The sequence below is a fragment of the Desertivirga xinjiangensis genome (genome assembly GCF_024436435.1).
Taxonomy (GTDB): domain Bacteria; phylum Bacteroidota; class Bacteroidia; order Sphingobacteriales; family Sphingobacteriaceae; genus Desertivirga; species Desertivirga xinjiangensis.
Window position 1 is genome coordinate 728,707 of the sequence record NZ_JAFMZP010000003.1, and the last position, 20,686, is coordinate 749,392.

Genomic DNA, 20,686 nt, shown 5'->3' on the forward strand with positions numbered 1-20,686 from the left:
GGAATAATCCGACCCTACATCTACCTATGAAAAACTGCCTCTTGGGAAGGCTTAATTTCTATGTCAAACCTCATGCCATGCGGTTTTTGGCTTTAATTTTCGGATTCTCAGCTTTGAGGTGTAGAGTTGTTTTCGCATATGGGAAATTTATTCTACAGTTTCAGCGCCCCGGATCTTAATTGATTCCTATTGGGGATATCCTGTATTTTGATCGAAGCTTCCTTTTCCCTTCATGTTTTCTATCTCAGATGTCGGTATCGGCCAGCGTACGTGATAATCCTGGATTGAAGTCCTTGCCTGAATTGCATTGACAGCGGGGTCGCCCGCATGGGCTTTAATCTGATCCAACAGTTTCCCCAGGCGCTTCAACGTATACCATCTTTGTCCTTCAAAGGCCAGCTCACGGGCATCCTCATCTAAAAGTAGCTGCTCGGTAACGGGGCCGGTGAAAGTACCAAGGCCGGCTCTTTTACGGACTTCACTCATATATTTAACGGCAAGGGGATCTAAAGGTCCTCCCAGATGCATATGAGCCTCTGCTCCGATCAGATAAGTTTCTGCCAGCCGGTATATGATCACATCTTTAAAGCTTTGAGCCTCGGTAGGGGAAGTCCTTGTCCATTCATCCGCATATTTCAGACATGCAGGATAAAGTTGGTCGAAGTAGATCGACATGTTAGTGGTAGTAACTTTTTGTCCCAGAGTCTTACCTGCCGGCAATTTTGCCGGGTCATCATAAACCCAAAATAGTTTATAAAATGTATTCAAACGTTGGTCATTGTTCTCATACAAGCTTAAAAGGTAAGGATTTGGATAGGTCCTGCCCCATGCAGATCCTCCATTTGCATAGTTTACCAGGATGCCTGACTGTTTAAAGTAGTTGGGAATAAAATACATGTGAAGCCTGTGGCCTGTAGGGTTTCCGTTCGAAACCGGTGAGCCTCCAGAAGCTCTGTCCCACTGGCTGACAAAAATTGCTTCTTCATGGTTTAAGTTCGCCCCGTTGAAAATATCAGGCAAAGCAATTAAGCGATATGGACCGTTGTTGATGATCTCATCGGTCTGCAGGGCTGCTTCTTTATAATCTTTACGCCACAATGCTACCTGAGCCTTGATGTGCCTCGCAACACCTTCAGTAAATCGACCAGGATTTTTTGCTGTATAATCGAGTTTATCAATAGTATAGTCGAGATCACTATAAATGAGGTTATACACATCCTCAGGATTGGCGGGATTATATTCCCGCTCCAGGTTGTCTACGGTAGTAGGTTCTGTGTTTAGAATGATCCGGTCGAAGGTGCGGAGCAGATAAAAATAAGATCTGGCTCTGAAACCCTTAGCTTCGGCGATTGCCTGTTCTACTTCTGCATTGCCTTCGCCCATGGCGTCGCCTGATTTAATTATTTTATTTGCACGTTCTATTATCGAATAGTAGTGCGTCCAGAAAGGCCTCACCTGAGCAGTACCTCCATGAAGAGTATTGTCATATCTGGCAAAACCAATGCCGCTTCCGGCGCGCGTTACTGTAATATCTTCCGCCCGGATAAAGCTGGTCCAGATTGTAGATTCAGCATCTTTCCTGTAGATCTCCCGATCGAGGCTATAGAGGGCAATGACAGCCGTACTTAGGCCTTCTGGTGAGGAAAAAACTGCATCTGCAGTGATTTTATCTTTACTTGCCTCGTCAAGCACATCTTTGTTACATGCTACCGAAAGCAGTACTAGTAACATAACGGATAATATTTTTATTTTTTTCATAACTGATCGGTTATAATGAAAGGTTTAATCCAAAGAGAAACATACGGGGTTCAGGGTAGCCACTCGCTTCGACCTCGGGGCTATAAGACGCGAAGTCGGTTTTATTGAACAGATTGCTTCCGGTAACATACGCTCTTGCCCGACTGATTCCCGCCTTCTGCAATAAAGAGGCCGGCAGGGTGTACCCTATTGTAGCTCTTCTGAATTGGATATACGAATTGTTCTGATACCCTAGAGACGAGAAATACAAGATCTGCGAGCTATAGCGAGGCCTTGGAAATTCGTTCGAGGGGTTTTCCGGAGTCCAGTAGTTCACTTTCATCCCATTAGTTTTTCCGCTCAGAGAGCCCCCACTATTGAAATTATATAAGTAAGGATTCCTGCGTGTTGATCCCTGAACAGTATAGAAATCCAGCGCCATATCAAAAGCTCTATATTTTAGCGTTGTGCCTAAAGAGCCGTACCATTTCGGATTACGATAAATGATCTGCTGGTCATCGGCATCGATCTTATTGTCGCTATTAATATCTTTTACACGTATATCTCCCGGTTTGGCACCGGGCATATGCGAAGCCTGAATGTCATCGGAACTTTGCCAGATGCCATCGAAAATATAATCGCGATAGACACTGATAGGTTCTCCGATGATCCAGTTATTTATAAGATCATTTACTGGGTTTCCCTCAGTGTCTACATCACCACTAATCTTCACTATTTTGTTCTTATTAGCTGAAAATGTAAAATCCAGGCCCCAGCTTAGGTCTTTTGTCCTTAATGGAATGGTGTTCAGCATAAGCTCAAGCCCTTTGTTGTTTACTTTTCCCAAATTATCCAGCATTGAAGTGTAACCTAAAGAAGAATTGATCGACTTCCTGATAAGCAGGTCTTTTGTGTCAGTGTCGTATAGATCAAGTGCCCCCGATATCCTGCCCTTGAACAGGTCAAAGTCAAGTCCAACCGTTAATGATGTAGTAGCTTCCCATTTTAAATTCGGATTAGAAAGGTTTCCATCTGGTAAGTATCCTGTTAGAAAAGTGTCGCCGAATAAAAATGGATAAGCATTTACTTCTCCTAATGTAGTATAGGGCGCTACAGCCTGATTTCCAACCTGTCCGTAATTAACCCGCAGTTTAAGCTGGTTTATCCAGGCCAGTGATTTCATAAACTCTTCCTGTTCGATTTTCCAGGCAAAAGATGCGGAAGGAAAAATGCCGTATTTATTGTTATCACCAAATACGGTTGAGCCGTCGATACGGGATGTTAGTGTAAACAGATACTTATCCATCAACGTATAACGTAATCGTCCCATATAGGAGAGGAGGCTTCTTTCAGTAATGTTTCTGGAAGGCGTTCCAAGCACCTGAGCCGAAGGTAAGCCATTGTAGCTTAAGAGATCGGAAGGAAGCTGTGAACCCGAAAGGGAGGTTGTTTTATAACTCTCTTTAAAAATACTCTGCATAAATGTGGCGTCGAACCTGTTCTTCGAATTAAACTCCTTGTCGTACGAAAAGATATTTTCAACCAGGTAGTCACTATAGTCGCCAGTGGACAAGGAGGCCGCATTCCCTGAATTGCTGCCCTTTGAATAAGCTTTGTTACGATAGGTGCCGCCCTCGTGGTTACGAATGTTTACGGCGGTGTTTATGCGGTATTTAAATCCTTTGAACAGATCAAAGTTAGCAAAGGCATTTAGAAGTAACCGGTTGGACCTTGTTTCGTTCAAGGTTTGGTTATTCAAAAACTTAGGGTTGGTAGTCGCATTATCACCAATTACATAAAGTTGTAAATTCCCATTTGCATCATAGGGCTCTGCTAAGGGAGGAGTAAGAAGGTACTCCTCAAGAGTTCCATCTTCCTGGTTAAGCTTGTTACGGGTGTAGGAGAGATTTGCACCGACACTGACTTTTTTACTTACTGTTTGATCAACGTTGATCCTGGCTGTTCCGCGTGTAAATCCTGAATTCTCCACCATTCCTTTTTGATCAAAATAGCCAAGGGATGCCGATAACCTTGTTTTTTCATTGCCCCCGCGAATACTCACATCATGTTTATGCGACCATGCGTCTCTGATCATAAATTTCTGCCAATCTATCGAAGTGTTGTTTTTTAAGGCGTTCAGCATGATATCTCCCGAACTGCTGAATACCGACTCATCACTTTCGTAAACACCATTATTTTCGGTACGAAAAGCTTCGCGTCTTAAGTCGGCCCATTCGGCGCCGTTGTACAGGGAGAAGTTCTTTTTTAACTGCTGTACGCCGGAATATCCATTATAGTCTACAGTGACTTTGCCGCTAGTTCCTCTTTTGGTAGTAATTAAAATAACGCCATTTGCGGCCCTGGCACCATATATTGCCTGGGAGGAGGCGTCCTTTAAAATCTCCAGGGAGGCGATATCGGCAGCGTTGATATCATTTATGTTCGTCACAGGAACATTATCTACCACGTAAAGGGGGCCGTTTTCTGCCCCAAGTGAGCGACGCCCCCTAATCAGGATATTAGATGTACCACCGGGACGTGAACTTTCTTTTGTGATTTGTACGCCAGAGGCTTTGCCCCGAAGCATCTCAGAAATACTGATTGTCGGGATGGCGTTCAGAGCATCAGCTTTAATGGAAACAATAGAGCCTGAAACATCGCTTTTCCGTTGGGTACCGTATCCAACAACAACAACTTCTTCGAGATTAGAGGTTTGCTGATCCAGGCTAATATTCAGTACGTTGCTTTCAGCCGAAGATACCGGTACTTCCTTTACTGAAAATCCGATATAAGTAAACACTAATATATCAGTGTCGGATGCACTGATCCGATAATTGCCTTCAGCATCAGTACTAGTGCTTTGATTGGTGCCTTTTTTACTGATACTTACTCCGGGTAAAGATTCAAGGTTGTTAGCGGCTGTTACTTTTCCGGTAATGATACGGTCCTGGGCCAAAGACGGTACCTGCCTGAACATACATAAAATCAATACGGCAAGCCATGCCCTGATCATGTAATTTAACTTCATAATGAATTGTTTAATTAAGTTTATAAGTATTTGGTCGGTTGGTTAATTCATATTATCATGCCAAGAAGAAAGACTACTGTTATGCACAAAAGCGCTGTTACAAGTATTAACCCTATTCTATTCCTGTCCATAATTGTTCGTTGATAACCTGCGGTAAAGTTAAGATCACCAAAGCGTGAACCAGGGTTCAAATCTTACAGATATGCGCTATAAATCTATCGCTAGAATTTGTGTAATTGTAGTACAATGGGGAAAAAAGAGCGACTGATTTGCGTAGTCTTTCTGAATTATCTGTATAGGTAGTCAGGGTGATTTTTGTTCTAACTTGCCGCCTGAATTATACAACCAATCAACGCATAAGCAGCGTTACTATTTTCAAACATCACAAAATGAATCGAGTGAAAGGGCCCTATTTAATTTATTTTATCCTGTTACTTCAACTAACTCTTATCCGGACAAAGGGCGCAGCCCAGGGACGTATTGTTCAAACGATTAATTCAAACTGGGAATTCCAGCGAGGCGATATCCGGTTTGATACTGTCAAGCCGTTAGATGCAAACAGGCAAGCGGTGAATTTACCGCATAGCTGGAATAAAGAAGATGTAAACGATGAAATTCCAGGCTATTACCGTGGTATTGGCTGGTATTCAAAAAAGATCTTCATCCCTGAAGAGTGGAAAACAAAAGAGCTCTACCTGCAATTTAAAGCAGTTAATCAATTTGCGGAAGTATATGTCAATGGTAAAAAGGCCGGAAGCCATACCGGGGGGTATACTGCATTTAATGTGAATATTACGCCATTCTTAGATTTTGGTCCAGAAGCACAAAATGAGATCTCCATAAAAGCCGACAATAGTCATGATGAAAATATTCCTCCATTGTCTGCTGATTTCACTTTCTTCGGAGGGATCTACCGGGATGTTCAGCTTAGCGCTTTGAACAAGATTCATTTTAACATGATGGATCATGCGTCGTCGGGTGTTTTCATACACACCCCTATGGTCTCAGCTGAAAAGGCGCAGGTAAGGATCAGGGGTACTATGACAAACGCAACAGGTAAAATTCAAAAGCTTTTAATAATAAATACCATAAGGGACCAGCAGGGTACCCTACTCAGTGAAAAGAAGACGACACTGAGGGCTGCAGCCTTTAGCCGCTTTGAACATCACTTTTCCGATATTGTTAATCCAAAGCTATGGTCGCCAGAACACCCAAACCTTTATACTGTCACATCGGTGATCCAGGATATAAGTTCTGGCGAGATACTCGACCAGATAATTCAACCTCTGGCCTTTCGCTGGTTCAAATTTGATCCGGATAAAGGGTTCTTTTTAAATGGCCGGCCACTTAAGCTAGTGGGCGCGAGCAGACACCAGGACTTTAAGAATATGGCCAATGCGGTTCCAGCTGGTGTTCAGGTACGTGATGTTGAGTTATTGAAAGAGATGGGGGGTAACTTTCTCCGTATTGCTCACTATCCACAGGATGAGGCTGTACTTAATGCATGCGACCGCCTGGGGATATTGACATCAGTAGAAATTCCGATTGTAAATACCATTACGGAGAGTGAAGAGTTCAGGCGAAACTGCCTGGAAATGCAGACGGAAATGATTCGTCAAAACTTCAATCACCCCTCTGTTATTATCTGGGCCTACATGAATGAAGTGCTGCTTAGACCAAGATTTTTGAATGATTCTTTAAGAAAAGAGACTTATTTCAAAAGCGTTGCGGCCCTGGCCCGTGAGATCGAGAAGCTCACAAGGTCAGAAGATCCGCAGCGCTATACCATGATTCCAAATCACGGGAACTTCAATCTTTACCACCGTGTCGGCCTTACCACTATACCAATGCTGGTAGGCTGGAATCTTTACCAGGGCTGGTACAGCGGGAAACTGACAGAGTTTTCTCGTTTTCTGGATATGCATCACAAAGTGTTGCCGGATAAGCCTCTCCTGGTAACCGAATATGGGTCTGATGCGGATATAAGGATACACTCCGACTCTCCCGAGCGCTTCGATAAAAGCGTGGAATATACCCGTTTATATCACGAAGCTTATCTTAAAGCAATGTTGGAGCGACCGTTTGTTGCCGCCGCCATTGCGTGGAACCTTTCTGATTTCAATTCCGAGGAACGAAGAGAGACTGATCCACATATAAACAATAAGGGCTTGTTAACTATCGGCCGAAAGCCCAAGGATGCCTATTACTTTTACCAGGCGAATTTACTAGATCGACCTTTTATAAAGATTGGCTCATCTGATAAACCTGTTAGGAGCGGCATAGCAGGCCGGGAAAATACCCTGACCCAGGATTTTATCGTATACAGTAATCAGCCTTTTGTAGCATTACGGGTTAATGGAGTGAATGCCGGGGAGAAGCAGGTAAAAGGAGGAATGGTGCAGTACCGTATTGAATGTAAGCAAGGGTTGAATAGCCTGGAAGCTTACGCCCCCGCGGAAGGGAGGGTATATCGTGATCAGTATGTTTTTAACGCCTCGCTTGTTCCGCAGAATCTCAAGAGTCATGAGATCCCTTTTCAGGAAATCAATATAAGCCTTGGAGATAAACGCAAATTCTATGATGAACAGACACAGCAGGTATGGCTGCCTGAGCAAGAATATCGGTCAGGTTCCTGGGGGTATAAGGGAGGGCGTATTTATAAGATGCCAGATACGTCAAGGCAATCTTTTGGGTCTACTAAAGATATATTGGGGACAGATATTGATCCGGTTTACCAGACTCAGCGAGTGGGAATCAAAGAATTTACTCTCGATGTACCTGACGGAAGTTATGAGGTGACTTTGCATTTAGCAGAGCTTCACTCCGGAAAACAACAGGAAGCATTAGCTTATAACCTGGGTAAAGAGCCGGCCGGTAAGGAGCTCTTTGAAAGGCGTAGTTTCGACGTACAATTGAATGGTACTACCGTATTATCGACATTAGGGAATAACAATTATCTTCTTCCTGAGCAGGCTTGTGCATTTAAAATCCAAGCCATTGTTAACAAAAATGAAGGAATACATTTAAATTTTATTCCCCGGCAGGGAGAGGCCATATTAAATGGGATTCAAGTGAAACGAAAACTTTAACCATAAAATAGACATAGGATGAGAAGAAAGTTAATTGTAAACATCATGATGCTTGTTGTTTGCTCGGGGGGGCTTTGGCCTGCAATTGGCTGCAAGAAAGCAGAATCAGCAAAAACAGACGAACCTCAGAAAGCGGACACAAAACCAGTTACTTATTACGTTGACGGCGATAACGGGGATGACAATAATCCCGGGACAGGAAAGAACACTGCCTGGAGATCGCTCAATAAAATAAATGCTATGCAGTTTAATCCAGGCGATTCTATTTTACTTCAATCTGGTGATTCCTGGGAGGGCAAGTTAGTGTTGAAGGGTTCAGGTGTAGATGGCAAGCCGATAGTTCTTTCGACTTATGGTACAGGGAATAAACCTCACATTAGAGGGGAGGGTAAAGTAGATCATGTCATTTTGTTGGAAAATGTAGATCACTGGAATATTAACGATTTAGAAATTAGTAATCATGCAACCCAGGTTGGGAATCGCACGGCTATAATGATTCGATCTTTAAATGGTTCGAAAAAGCATTTTCATATTACCAATGTGTATATCCACGATGTTATGGGGGATTATTCTTTTGAAACGAAAGGGAAAAATACAGGAGGGATAGGTATAATTGGCGGCCCTTCTACCCGTTTTGATGATATCTTAATTGAAAACTGCGAAATAGGTCCGGTAAACCGGGTAGGTATATTCACTAACCTTACCGACGCAAAGAACGCTACGAGAGGCAATCGTCCAATTACAAATCTGGTTATCCGTAAAAATAAGATTCATCATTGTTCCGGAGATGGAGCTATTATAAGATATGCTTATAAACCCGTCATTTCTCACAATGTCGCATATGATAATCACAACGCTGACGAGAATTTGGTTAAACATGGAGTAGCATTATGGTGCAGAAGTACAGACGAAGCACTATTTGAATATAATGAGGTCTATAATACCAGGGGATCTATGGATGGGCAGGCTTTTGATGCCGATCTGGACAGCTATCGTACCATTGTGCAGTACAATTATAGTCACGACAATGAGGGTGGCTTTATGCTGGTTTATGGCACTTCCAGCGAGGCTATTGTTAGGTACAACATCAGTGTAAACGATGGCCTGAAAGGTAAACATATCTTTGATTTTCCGGTTTGGGAATCTCCCCGGGGTTCAGGTATTTTCCACAATAATACCATAGTCATCCCTGAAGGAGTAGAGGCTGTACTGGCCGACGAGGCGCTGGAAACTGCCCGCTTTTATAACAACATTTTCTACAACATGGGTACTGGTAAGACAGTGATCAGATCAGCTGGTAAAACTGCGTATTTCCAGAACAATAGCTTTACCGGATACCAAACGGTGGACATACCGGATAATACACCGCTTCTTTCGGATCCTCAATTAGTTTCGCCCAATATTGTCCAAACCGGCTATGCGAATACTAATGGCTTCAAACTTGGCGCAGATAGTCCTTATGGGGACAAGGGAATTGCTACAAAACCCCTGGAGAATAAGTACTGGTTGCCAAACGAAGGATTGAATGATTTTGGAAACAGGCCCTTAACTGTCAGGCCCATAGGAGCTTATTTAAAATAGTCATCTGTAATACAATTTTGAATAATTAATACGAAGCCCCGCGAATGTCAATTCGCGGGGCTTCGTATTAAAGGTGTTCTGCGTGTTCAGTGGGCATTCCACCTTCTGCTAAGAGACTTCCCCTTCCTGGTTTTGCTTTGAAGCTATATAATCTGAAGGAGTGCTCCCAAATTGTTCTTTAAAGCACTTTCTAAAGTAATTTTGATTGGTAAATCCTACCTGGTAAGCTATCTCACTAATATTAAATTTGTTTTGGCTGAGCAGTTGCGCAGCGCGGTTCAGTCGCACAGAGCGTATAAATTCATTTGTGTTTTGATTAGTCAGTGCCTTAATCTTTCTGTATAAGGTAGTTTTACTCATACCAACCACCCTGCTTAGTTCCTCCACTCCTAAAGATGGTTCAGAGATATTTTCTTCAATATGCTTCATCGCTTTCTCCAGAAACTTTTCATCGGGCGAGGTAATAGCCACATTTGTCGGCTGAAGTGTTATTTCACGGCTGTATTTCTCACGTAGCTTTATACGCGACTCAATAAGGTTCCATACTTTCAAATCCAGGTAGGGCAGATGAAAGGGCTTTGTTATGTAATCATCAGCTCCTGTTTCAAGTCCCTCTATTTTGAAAAGCATAGGTTCCCTTGCAGTTAATAAGATCACGGGAATGTGGCTTGTTCTTGGATCTACTTTCAGTTGTGAGCATAATTCAGTTCCCGTAAGGTTCGGCATCATCACATCGCTGATTATAATGTCGGGAATGGCCTTTATTGCCCGTTCCCATCCTTCAGCTCCGTCGGCAGCTGTAATCACCTCAAAATCTCTTTCAAAATGGGCAGCCATAAAGTCCATAACATCAGGGTTATCTTCCACCAGCAGCATTATAAAACGCCTTTCTCCTGCCATTGTTAGAATACTTTCTTTTTTTTCAGTTGTTTTTTCGAATACCGGGAGTTCGTGACTGAGGTATGCGTTTATATTCTCGCTGCCATTATAGTTTTGAATGACATCCGAATCATTAAGATGTTCCCTGCCGAGGGGAAGGGTAACCCTGAACACAGTAATGTTTTCATTGCCATTTTCTCCCAGGATACTCTGCGCTTCTATGGACCCGCCATGCAGTTCCACAAGTCCTTTTGAGAAGGAAAGGCCCAGGCCTGTTCCATTATTATTTACACCGGCGTGATTATAGTTTTGAAATTCCTTAAACAGAGAACCGAGGTTTTCCGGAGGAATGCCAACGCCGTTGTCTTGCACCTCTATTTTAAGGTATTTGTTGCTCTGTCCTTGCCCCGCTTGAACATTTAGTTTCACATGAATATATCCTCCGGCAGGAGTAAATTTTAAAGAGTTTGAAATTAAGTTAAAGATCACTTTTTCCATCTTATCCCGATCAAACCATAACTGGACACTTTTGGCCTCTGTAATTAGCTTAAGTTCGATGTCTTTACTTTTTGCATAGGTCTGAAAAGCAGTAAGCATCTCACGGGTAAACCTAATCATATCACCTTCGGCGGCCTCCAGCTTGATATTGCCCGTTTCTAATTTCCTGTAATCGAGCAATTGGTTAGTTAGTCGCATTAATCTTTCTCCATTTCGGTAGATAAGACGGAGCTGATGCTGAACTTTATTATCAAGGGAGCTAAGACTCATTAACTTTTCTATTGGTGAAAGGATAAGTGTTAGCGGCGTTTTAATCTCATGCGATATATGAGTGAAAAATTTCAGTTTTCTTTGTACCAGTTCCTGATCTTTTTCCCGGCTCATCTGCTCAAAGTCGAGGTCGCTTTTTAATTTGGCTGTTTTATAAGAAAAATAATAGAAAAAGTACAATAGGGTGCAAAAAACTGCAAGGTAGCAAGCATAAGCCCACCATGTTTTATACCAGGGAGGTAAGACCCGTATAAAAATACGTGCCGGAGCCTCATTCCACAGACCATCATTATTTGCTGATTTTACAAGGAATTCGTACGTACCTGCACTTAAGTTTGTGTAAGTAGCGGTTCGTTGATTACCCACATAGTGCCAGTCATCATTTAAGAAACCCTTCAGTTTATATGCATACTGGTTCTTCTCAGAATTTATATAGCTTAAGGCTGCAAATTTGAAAGTAATGTATGCCTGGTTATAGGCGAGGGTAATGTTCCGGCTTTCGTTAATGTGAATGTTTTGCGGAGAGTCTTTAGTGCCTATAGGTACTCTCTTGCTGTTAATGAGAAAGTCGGTGAATTGTACCGTGGGGACACGTTTATTTGAGCGTATTTTTTCTGGGAAGAAGGTTGTAATGCCGTTTATTCCTCCGAAGAGCAATTCTCCATTGTCCATTCTATAGCTTGCACCAGACAGAAACTGGTTGCTTTGTAAGCCGTCACTAATGCTGTAGTTTTTTATTATGGCAGCTCTTCTGCCTGCTGCAAGTTGTATTCTGCTAATCCCCCTGTTACTGCTTACCCAGATATTCCCCATCCGGTCTTCATTGATAGCCCGGATTACATTATTTGCCAGGCCTTCTTTTTCAGAAAATGGGATGAATTGCTTGGTTTCCGCATTTAGGAAATTAAGGCCGGCCCTTGTGCCTATCCAAAGGCGCTGGCTAGAGTCAATAAATAAGCTGGTTATACTATTATTAGTGATACTGTGCGGGTTACGCTGTTCGTGGACATATCTTAAGAACTTGTTTTGCTTTCTGTCCAAGTAACAAAGACCTTGTAACGTTCCAACCCAAAGATTGCCCAAACGGTCTTTTACCAGAGAAGTAATGTTATTGCCGCTGATGCTGTTTTGGTTGACAGGATCGTGAACGTAGCTTTTTAGACCTTTCACAGGATCGAAGTACAGAAGTCCCCCTCCGTTAGTACCGGCCCAAACGCCGGTGGATTCTGCCAGAACAGTATAAACCTGGCTTCTTCCACGAAAGTCGTTGTCTTTTTTTAAAGTATAATCGGTGAAAGTTTTTGTCTTCACATTAAAATAGTAGAGTCCGTCGAACGCGCCGACCCAAATATTCCCCTTTAGATCGCGGGCCAGCGACTTTACGATATTCTCCGAAGATTGAGGTCCGTTTTTTTTCAGGTTATAAAATTCATACTTTCCCGTGCTCCTGTTCAAGAAGTTTAATCCCCCACCTTCAGTACCTATCCATAGTGCACCATCGGCCTCGTGTAATATGGAGCTGACAACGGGATTGTTCAATCCCGGCCTGTTTCCGAGTTGCTCTCCGATATTTTGGAAGTTCAGGCTTACAGGATTGTATATATTCAAACCTCCGGCAAAAGTGCCTACCCAAATACTGCCATCCCTGTCGCGCATTATTTTTAAAACCGATCGATGAGACAAGCTTTCAGGATCATATTTTTCATGTGTATATGTTGTGAATTTGTGAATAGCGGGATCAAGAATACTTAATCCTTTTCGGGTGGCTAACCACACATGACCGTCGTCGTTAAAAAAGATATCCCGTACTACATTAACCGGAAGGCTTTGCATGTTCCCGGCTTCATAGCGGTAATTTATACATGAGTTGTTAGCGGCATTGTAATAAAATAGCCCCGACTGTTCTGATCCCAACCATATATTCCCTTTTTGGTCCTGTTTGATAACCCGTATAGTCCCTGGATTAGCCGAGATCGTTTTTTGAAGCAAAGAAGGTACTGGTACAAATTTGTCAGTCTTTAGGTTAATGCACTTCAGGTCATTTCTCAATCCAATCCACAAAACATCGGCATTGTCTTTATAAAGAACCTGAATATTGGATTTACTGAGAGTGTTGACCAAATTGTTGTTTAAGAGCTTTTTTTGAACAAGGTCATAGAGCTTAAGTCCGTCGTATGTGCCAATCCAGATGAGGTGGTCGTTTTCTGGCACTATTGCAGTGACAAAGTTTGCCGACTGAACATCTTTTCCTGAGGCCTGAATTGAAATATTGCTAAAATCTTCTGTTTGGGGATTATAGATGCTTATGCCCGCAGTAGTCCCTATGAGCAAGGTCCGGCCAGATGTTTCTGCAATGACGTTGACCTGATTGTTTGCCAGGCTTTTTTTATTGTTCAGCTCATTTTTAAATACCTTGAATTCATAACCATCGTAGCGGTTAAGACCATCTTCAGTACCAATCCAGATAAAGCCTTTCGTATCCTGGTGCATTGAAAAGATCGTATTCTGAGACAGGCCATCGTTAATAGACAAATGTTTGAATGGGATCTGCCGTTGCGCAATAAGAGAGAGGCTTAAGAAGAAAAAATAGAAGAATAGCGCAAGCCTGAACGATGTATGAAAGACACTATAAAAAAAACGGGGATATTTATTTTGATCAGGAAACTCGCACATCTCAATCAGCATTATCGGTAAATTGGTTATCAATTAATTTGATTAACTAATATACAGTATTGAGATGAAGTATGGTAAAAAAATCAGAGAGTTCATCCCTTTGCAGTTACCTGATTTTTGTTTTCTTACACTGTCTGCAAAGGGATGGGGCTATGTGTTGCTTAAATTGTTATTTCTTGATAAACTTAAAAGCAGAAAACGAATTTTCCTTTTGAAACACAAGCGAATAAAAACCCGGACTAAACGCTGTCAGATCTATCTGGGTACTGGTACTATTACTTACCGGAATTACGCTCGATACAATTGCTCCGTAGCTATTTACAATTTTAATCAGATCTTCTTTACCTGAAGGTACGTGCGTAACATTTAGAATATTGGCGACAGGGTTAGGGAACAGCTTTAAATGATCAATGTGATTTTCAACGCTTGCGATATCATTAAAAGTTTCCTTGCCGTCCTTGTCTCTTTGCCTTAACCGGTAATACGAGGTTCCGGCTAGTGGAGCAGTGTCTTTGAAAATATAATTGTTTGTGCCAGCAATGTTCTTTGCAGGCACCGACGTTATAAAACTAAACGATTTTCCATCAGAAGAGCGTTCAATTATAAATTCGTTTGTGTTAACTTCGTTTTGAGTGGTCCATTGCAGCACAGCCTGGGGACTCAGGGCCGCCCTTTCTACTTTGGCAGTAAAAGTAGTGACGTCCAGAGGCAAGGTACTTGAGTTCTGAATAGAAAAGGCTCCAAATGCACTTATTCCGGTAGCCCGTACAGTATATCGACTGGGAGTAACGGCGTCTAATTCGGCATGCTGTTCATCCCATGAGCTGCCATCGTAACGTATTATCGAAACGTCCTCTGTTGTATTGAAATCTGCAGAATGGTCGGCGCTTCCAAAGTTCAAAGAGATGTCTAATATAGCTCCTGCGGCGTCCTCAGGATTGATTTTCCATTCTCTGTTAATAATTTTTAAGCTAGCAGGAGGTGTCTGGAATGATGAAGTCAGTCCCACTGCAAAGGTTGCTTCTGCACCAGAATTCTTTAAGGTTACAAAATTTGGGCCTGTGCCAGAGGCAAGTCCTATAGGAAAATCGACATCAGAATTGCTTACCTTTCTTTTTAGAACACCGGTTCCTGTCAACTTTAAGTAATTCTCACCAAGAGTTAATACACTTGTATTAACGGCATCTACTATAGCTCCATTATTTACATAGAGAAGGACCTTGCCATTATTGTTCGAGCTAGGGCTAGAGTTAACTGTGTTAAGCCCCTGACCTAATTTCAGCAATCCCGTGATATTAAGAGTTACTGTGGATGCGGAATTGCTGGAAACAGGAATTATGTTTGAAGAAACAGCAGTATTGCTTAAATCTAAAGTTCCGTTAATGTTGTAAATATAATTTCCACCCGCGTTTGAAGTTGATGTGCTACTCATATGAAAGTAAGCATTTGGGTGGAGTAGTTTTACAGTCTTTCCGGCGTTTATAGTAAAAGTATAATTATCATTAGATGAACTGCTAGCGTTGTTATAATAGGCAGTGAAAGCTGGATTATCAGCAACAGTAAGGTTGATATCCTGGTCGATTTCCATACTGAAGTTGCTGGCATTTCCAGATACGGCTCTCAAACGAGCGACCTGGCAAATACCCGAACCCCTAATGATAACGCTTGCGGCATTTGCTGCTGCCTCCAGGATAATGCCATCACCGGTAGTAGTTGTTGATCCCAGCAAGCCATCGTTTTGAACCACAGCATTGCTGCCCGCAACGCCACCGACACGGAGATAGTAGGCACTTGACGAACCTACAACTGAATTGAGCGTGGCCCCTTTTTCAATAGTAAGGTTATTGCAGCTGTTACTTCCATCTAATGTAATAGTATGCCCATTCTGAATGGTTACATTTCTTGAGCTCCCGGGCTTAGTTGTGGTCGTTGACCATCCCAGGCTGTTTGAATAGATCTGCCAGTTTCCTGGAGTGTTCCAGTTTCCTGATTGTATTGACCGGTAGTCGCCCTGACTTTGAGCATGAACTTTATTCTGATAAAGGATACAGGAGAGGAAGATCAAAATGAGTCGAATTTTATTCATATTATTTGTGTTATTGTTTTATAAAACGTGTCGTTAGCTTTCCGGATAAGTTTCTGAACTCAACTATGTATATACCTGAAGGATAGTCAGCGATAGTTATTGTTGATTGCTGAGCATCTTTTTGCACCGGGATGCGACTCAGTTTGCGGCCCTCTGCATTGTAAATAGTTATTGAAGCATCAGGTTCAGCTTTAGAGTGCCTGATGTTTACCTGCTGCTCTGCAGGATTAGGATAAATAAGTAAGCCCTCCCGTTTGGGTCTATCGGGCTGTTGCGATAGTGCAGTACGCTGGAAGTTCGATGCCATCACGACATCACTAAAGCAAGTGTCCCCTGTTCCATCTTTTCTTTTACTTCCCACCTTATAGTAATATACAGAGGCCGAAGCATTAAAATCAGCAATAGAAAACGCTGTGCTATTTATTTCCGAACTTATTTCAGCGATTTTGATAAAACTTGTATTGTCTGCTGAGCGGTAAAGGCCAAAATTAAACTGGTCTTTTGCCCAGTTCGTTTTGAAATCCACAAGAACTGTATCGCCTGATCTATTGGCAGATACCTGGCTAAAGATCACTTGCTGATCGGGCGAAGGGATAGCGTTTATATAGCTTTCCAAGAGAGTATAACCATCCTCCGCATAATCATTCCGGTTCAATGAAGTGGAATCGGAACCGACACTGCTCATCCTAGCTTCCCACCAATTTGGTAGTCCGTCGTTATCACTATCATTAGGATAATCACTACCGTTTAAAATTGGCCAGCCGCCCACAGTAGTTTGACTGTTAATAATACCAGAAGGGGTTTGCATACCCGGTACGTTAAAACTATTGTCTGCATATGTTGCTGTGCCGGTATTGGTCTCTCTGATGATCCTGCGGTCAACGGTGTCGCGCCTTGGTAGAATCGCCCCGGCACTGTCCAGTACGGATGTATATGCATCAGTTGCAATTTGAGTTCTTACTGGTGCATAGCTGAAAGGGGTGTTCACTTTAATAGAGTCGACGGTCAAACCCGTACCCAGTGTTACGCCCAGCCAATTGTCCGCTGTAACATCACTAAATCCGTTTACATAATTCCCATGTAAGTAAAATTTTCCATTTTGAATCGAAGTGCTGTTACTGTAATCTAAAATCCTCTTTTTTCTGGCCGTTCCAGCGGTGGCAGGTCCGCTTTTATAATAATTGTTGACCATATTCTGGTGCCCGCCTATTCCGCCATAAGTTCCACCGTACCAGTTAAATATTACGTTATTCCGGAAATCCACCCATTCAAATTCTGGCTGTTCCGTATTCTCACTTCCCGAAAAACGAGGATTTCTATTATAATGGCTAGCGAGCAGATTGTGATGAAAAGAAGCGTTTTGACCGCCCCAGATACCGCCGTAACCGTGGGGAGTAGGCTTGGGGTGGGAAGCAAGGTACAAGCTTTCACTCAGGATGCTCCATTGCAAAGTGAAGTCGGAAACCGCATAAAATGAACCGGTTTCATCGGTCGACCAGCTTAATGAGCAATGATCAATGATTATATTTTTATAGCGATTGGTTACCGGATTTCCAAGACTTGTGTACATGGCATCAACCATTTTTGTTGAATCGCCGACAACTGTTATCGAATCTCCAGGCCTGGATCTTAGATATCTTACTATAACATCATTTGCACGAATACCCATCCCATAATTTGCCAGACAGATACCGTCACCCGGAGCGGTCTGACCTGCGATGGTTATATTGTCATGCAGCAGCATAATAGTGCTTTGAAGAGCTATTGTCCCTGAAACTTTAAAGAGGACCGTCCGGTTTCCGGCACTGACGGCATCTCTTAAACTTCCAGGTCCTGAATTATTAAGATTGGTAACGTAATACATATCACCGCCTCTCCCGCCCCGGGTGTTACGACCGCCACCTTCGGCACCAGGGAAAGCTATTTGCGGAGCCACCTCCGTATTCATCTTCACGGTCACATTCTTTGAAACCAGGTACTTACTGCTAATAGCTTCAACGGTCCAGGGATAAACCCGGATGTATAACGATTGACCAGGAGCGACGGTTATATTAAGGTTACTGAATGTATATGAATACGGCAGGGAACCGGAAACCAGAGTCATGTTGTCAACAAGTGTAATAAAATGGTTGGAATCAATGCCATAAGCAATCCGGGCTTTTCCAAAAGATGACGAATTGAAGCTTAGCGGAGCAATGATCTCTTTCACCTGCATCTGGTAAAACGCTGCGGGGGAAACCTTGTACTGGATATAACGATTATTGTTGTAGCCGGATTCTTCAGGCCAGTTATTACTATTGACAACAAGTCGCTGGCCTCCATTTCCGGGGATGTAGTTGTTAACGCTAAGGTTTTTTAAAGTCTGTGCACTAGCATAAACGTTCCCCGTAGTACTGGCATTTTGATCGGAGGTTAAGGGCCAAATTACACCAGGCGCCTGAGTCGTTGTCCCCATAATCCGGACGTTTTTGCTTACCAGGTATTTTCCCGTGACCAGGCTGGTGGTCCAGGGCGAGATCCTCAAATAGAGCGTATCACCTTCGTTTACATTGATGTTGAGGTTATCGAAAGTATATTCTGTTGGACTTGATGCAGAATTTAAGCTGATAAGACCGCTAAGATCAGTGTATGTGATTTTATCCGTGGTCCAGGAAAGCATCACCCGGCCCGCTCCTGACCCGTTGAAACTTAAAGAAGCCTTTATCTTCGAAATATTGAGTACTTTTCCAGGAGCCGGAGATACGGAGTATTCAAAATACCGGTTTGGGTCAGCTGAACTCTGAGCAGGCCATGCATCCCCGGATGGTATAGTCCGCTCTCCTCCACTGATATAATCGTGATGAACCAAACCGGCCAAATTTTGAGCTGCTGCAGTTATACTGCCAGTAGTAGAAGCATTCTGACCGGATGTAAGGGCCCATAACGCTTCAGCAGGCTGTGCAAACATATGCCCAGCTAGCAGGAAGCAAATAGAAATAATTAAAAAGCCAGTTTTTTTGATCATACGATTTAAATTTTAAACAAAATATTCCCATGATTAAAGCTTCAGTTGGCTTTAATTGATTGATTTTCTACTGGTTGTGCTTAATTAGTATCCATAGTCCTGCTTGAGTTTTGTATTGGATTCTGTTGCTGATTGAGGTAGCGGAAGCAGCTCACTATGGTTTGACCTGAACATTTGCGCTACGTTATTGATCCAAGTATCAGTCAAGGAAACCAGCCAGTTAACCCTCGTAAACCCGGCAGGCGCTGGCGTTGGAGTAGGTTTATAAAGTGAACTGGCCCAGATTACAGTAGCCGAAGCCGGTTTGTAATACATATGCTGGGGCAATTTATCGTAAGGAGCTTGTCTTAATCTCATCTTTGTAAGATTGGCCCTTGTTTCAAGGATCTTTTCATAGATCAGGTTCCATCGGATAAGATCGTATTTTCGAATACCCTCGCCGCCGAACTCGAAAGAGCGTTCATTCACTATAGCAGTGAAGAAATCTTCTTTATTGTCCGGAGTAGTTCCAATCAATGCAGCGTCCCCGCCAAATCCTCTTAATCTGACTTCCTCAAAAGCGCTGACGGCAGCAGGGGTGGGGCCGTTGTTCAGTTCATTCTCTGCTTCTGCAAACATCAGCAGCACATCCGAGAACCGGATTAATGGCCAGTTTATCCCGGTAGCCTGGGTTGAGGTATTTAAGAGAGGGCTAATCCAGTCCGAACGGAATTTACCACTGGTCATGTTCACCATGGTCTGAACGGTTTTGTTATATTCGGGGCTGTTATAATATGGTGCAGTGGTAACATCTCTGCGCGTGTCAAGAGAATCGAATGAATAAAAATACGCAGGAACAATCCTGATCTGGCCGTTACCAAGCATGGCGGTATTTCCGGGAATATAAAAGCGGGGACCGTCGTAATACCCGAGATTACTATCGACGTCTCGCGCCATAGATACTTCAAACAAAACTTCACCATAAGGATCAATTTTGTATGAGGCAATACCGTCTTTAAAAACAGCTTGGAAACTAGGATTAAGGGTATGCTGATCCCGGTGCTGCATAAGCTCGCTGCACTCGTCTCTGGCTATTCTGTAGTATTCAAGATAATCGTCACGACGTTCCATGATTCCTGATCGTCTAAGGGAATAGCCCCCCCGGTGAAGCGCCAGTCTTGCCCGAAGTGCTTTTGCGGCGCCCTTGGTGATCCTTTCGTCCAGAGCCACCTCGGTTCTCCAGGGTAAAAGTTCGGCAGCCAATGCCAGATCTTCAATCAGCTTGTCATAAATAATATCGCGATCTGTTTTCTCGAGTTTATGATATGTTTGATCGATAGATGGAACAAAAGGAGCTGGAATATCACCCCAATTTCTCATCAGCTCAAAATAGAATTGCGCTCTTAAGGTCAGCGCTTCGCCGTGCAGTCGCTTCAGGCTGGCTTTTTGAGCATCTGTACCATTCTGATACATGGCCATTTCCGGAATGTTCTTAATACATATATTTGCTCTTTCTACACCGGAATACAGTTGCTCAAAGGGTAGCTTGAGCTGTGCATTCGATGGCTGAAGATTGTACCGTGAAAGATCACGTGAACTGTTGTCTGGTGCTGTAGTATTAAGTATACCCACCATCTCGTCCGTATCATACGGATACATTAAACTCAGTCTGCTGCCGTATGCATCCCGCCCCCCCAGTCGATCGTAAACCCCGAAAACCGCACTGGTTGCATTTTCTACATTGGAGAAAACGTAAGCTTCGTCAAACGCTGAAGGCGGTTCCAGATCAAGATAATTTTTACATGAACTTAAAGTGCTCAGTGTTAAAGCAACAAGATAAAAGAATGTGATTTTTTTCATGA

At 42.9% G+C, this 20,686-nt stretch carries 8 protein-coding genes; 2 read left to right on the forward strand and 6 right to left on the reverse strand.

The features are described from left to right. Positions 1 to 186: 186 nt before the first annotated feature. Positions 187 to 1,731: a RagB/SusD family nutrient uptake outer membrane protein gene (locus tag J3P37_RS11310; protein WP_256011236.1), complete on the reverse strand. Its 1,545-nt coding sequence runs from the start codon at positions 1,729 to 1,731 to the stop codon at positions 187 to 189. A 37-nt stretch (positions 1,732 to 1,768) separates the two neighbouring features. Next, entirely contained in the window at positions 1,769 to 4,765 is a 2,997-nt protein-coding gene (locus tag J3P37_RS11315; protein WP_256011237.1) for a SusC/RagA family TonB-linked outer membrane protein, read from the reverse strand. Between the two features lie 389 nt (positions 4,766 to 5,154). Between J3P37_RS11315 and J3P37_RS11320 the strand changes: the two genes are divergently transcribed. Continuing rightward, positions 5,155 to 7,854 (forward strand): glycoside hydrolase family 2 TIM barrel-domain containing protein, encoded by a 2,700-nt coding sequence (locus J3P37_RS11320; RefSeq protein WP_256011239.1) that lies wholly within the window; start codon positions 5,155 to 5,157, stop codon positions 7,852 to 7,854. Positions 7,855 to 7,872: 18 nt separating this feature from the next. Further along, positions 7,873 to 9,435, forward strand: coding sequence for a right-handed parallel beta-helix repeat-containing protein (locus J3P37_RS11325; protein WP_256011240.1), 1,563 nt, complete (start codon positions 7,873 to 7,875; stop codon positions 9,433 to 9,435). A gap of 108 nt (positions 9,436 to 9,543) precedes the next feature. Here the strand turns inward: J3P37_RS11325 and J3P37_RS11330 are convergent, their stop codons facing one another. The 4 genes from J3P37_RS11330 to J3P37_RS11345 form a co-directional block, all read right to left on the reverse strand. Beyond that, positions 9,544 to 13,614, reverse strand: a complete 4,071-nt coding sequence (locus J3P37_RS11330; RefSeq protein WP_256011241.1) for a hybrid sensor histidine kinase/response regulator transcription factor — start codon at positions 13,612 to 13,614, stop codon at positions 9,544 to 9,546. Between the two features lie 310 nt (positions 13,615 to 13,924). Continuing rightward, a complete protein-coding gene (locus tag J3P37_RS11335) occupies positions 13,925 to 15,841 on the reverse strand; it encodes a T9SS type A sorting domain-containing protein (RefSeq protein WP_256011242.1) in 1,917 nt (638 codons plus the stop codon). Between the two features lie 10 nt (positions 15,842 to 15,851). Further along, positions 15,852 to 18,845, reverse strand: a complete 2,994-nt coding sequence (locus tag J3P37_RS11340; RefSeq protein ID WP_256011243.1) for a T9SS type A sorting domain-containing protein — start codon at positions 18,843 to 18,845, stop codon at positions 15,852 to 15,854. An 84-nt stretch (positions 18,846 to 18,929) separates the two neighbouring features. Then, the gene (locus J3P37_RS11345; protein ID WP_256011244.1) at positions 18,930 to 20,684 is read right to left on the reverse strand and encodes a RagB/SusD family nutrient uptake outer membrane protein; all 1,755 of its coding nucleotides are present in this window, start codon (positions 20,682 to 20,684) and stop codon (positions 18,930 to 18,932) included. Between the last annotated feature and the right edge of the window lie 2 nt (positions 20,685 to 20,686).

Excerpts from the sequence above, each read along its gene's own strand:
- J3P37_RS11335 (WP_256011242.1), bottom strand. The coding sequence starts at position 15,841 with ATGAATAAAATTCGACTCATTTTGATCTTCCTCTCCTGTATCCTTTAT.
- J3P37_RS11325 (WP_256011240.1), top strand. The coding sequence starts at position 7,873 with ATGAGAAGAAAGTTAATTGTAAACATCATGATGCTTGTTGTTTGCTCG.
- J3P37_RS11320 (WP_256011239.1), top strand. The coding sequence starts at position 5,155 with ATGAATCGAGTGAAAGGGCCCTATTTAATTTATTTTATCCTGTTACTT.
- J3P37_RS11315 (WP_256011237.1), bottom strand. The coding sequence starts at position 4,765 with ATGAAGTTAAATTACATGATCAGGGCATGGCTTGCCGTATTGATTTTA.
- J3P37_RS11340 (WP_256011243.1), bottom strand. The coding sequence starts at position 18,845 with ATGATCAAAAAAACTGGCTTTTTAATTATTTCTATTTGCTTCCTGCTA.
- J3P37_RS11310 (WP_256011236.1), bottom strand. The coding sequence starts at position 1,731 with ATGTTACTAGTACTGCTTTCGGTAGCATGTAACAAAGATGTGCTTGAC.
- J3P37_RS11345 (WP_256011244.1), bottom strand. The coding sequence starts at position 20,684 with ATGAAAAAAATCACATTCTTTTATCTTGTTGCTTTAACACTGAGCACT.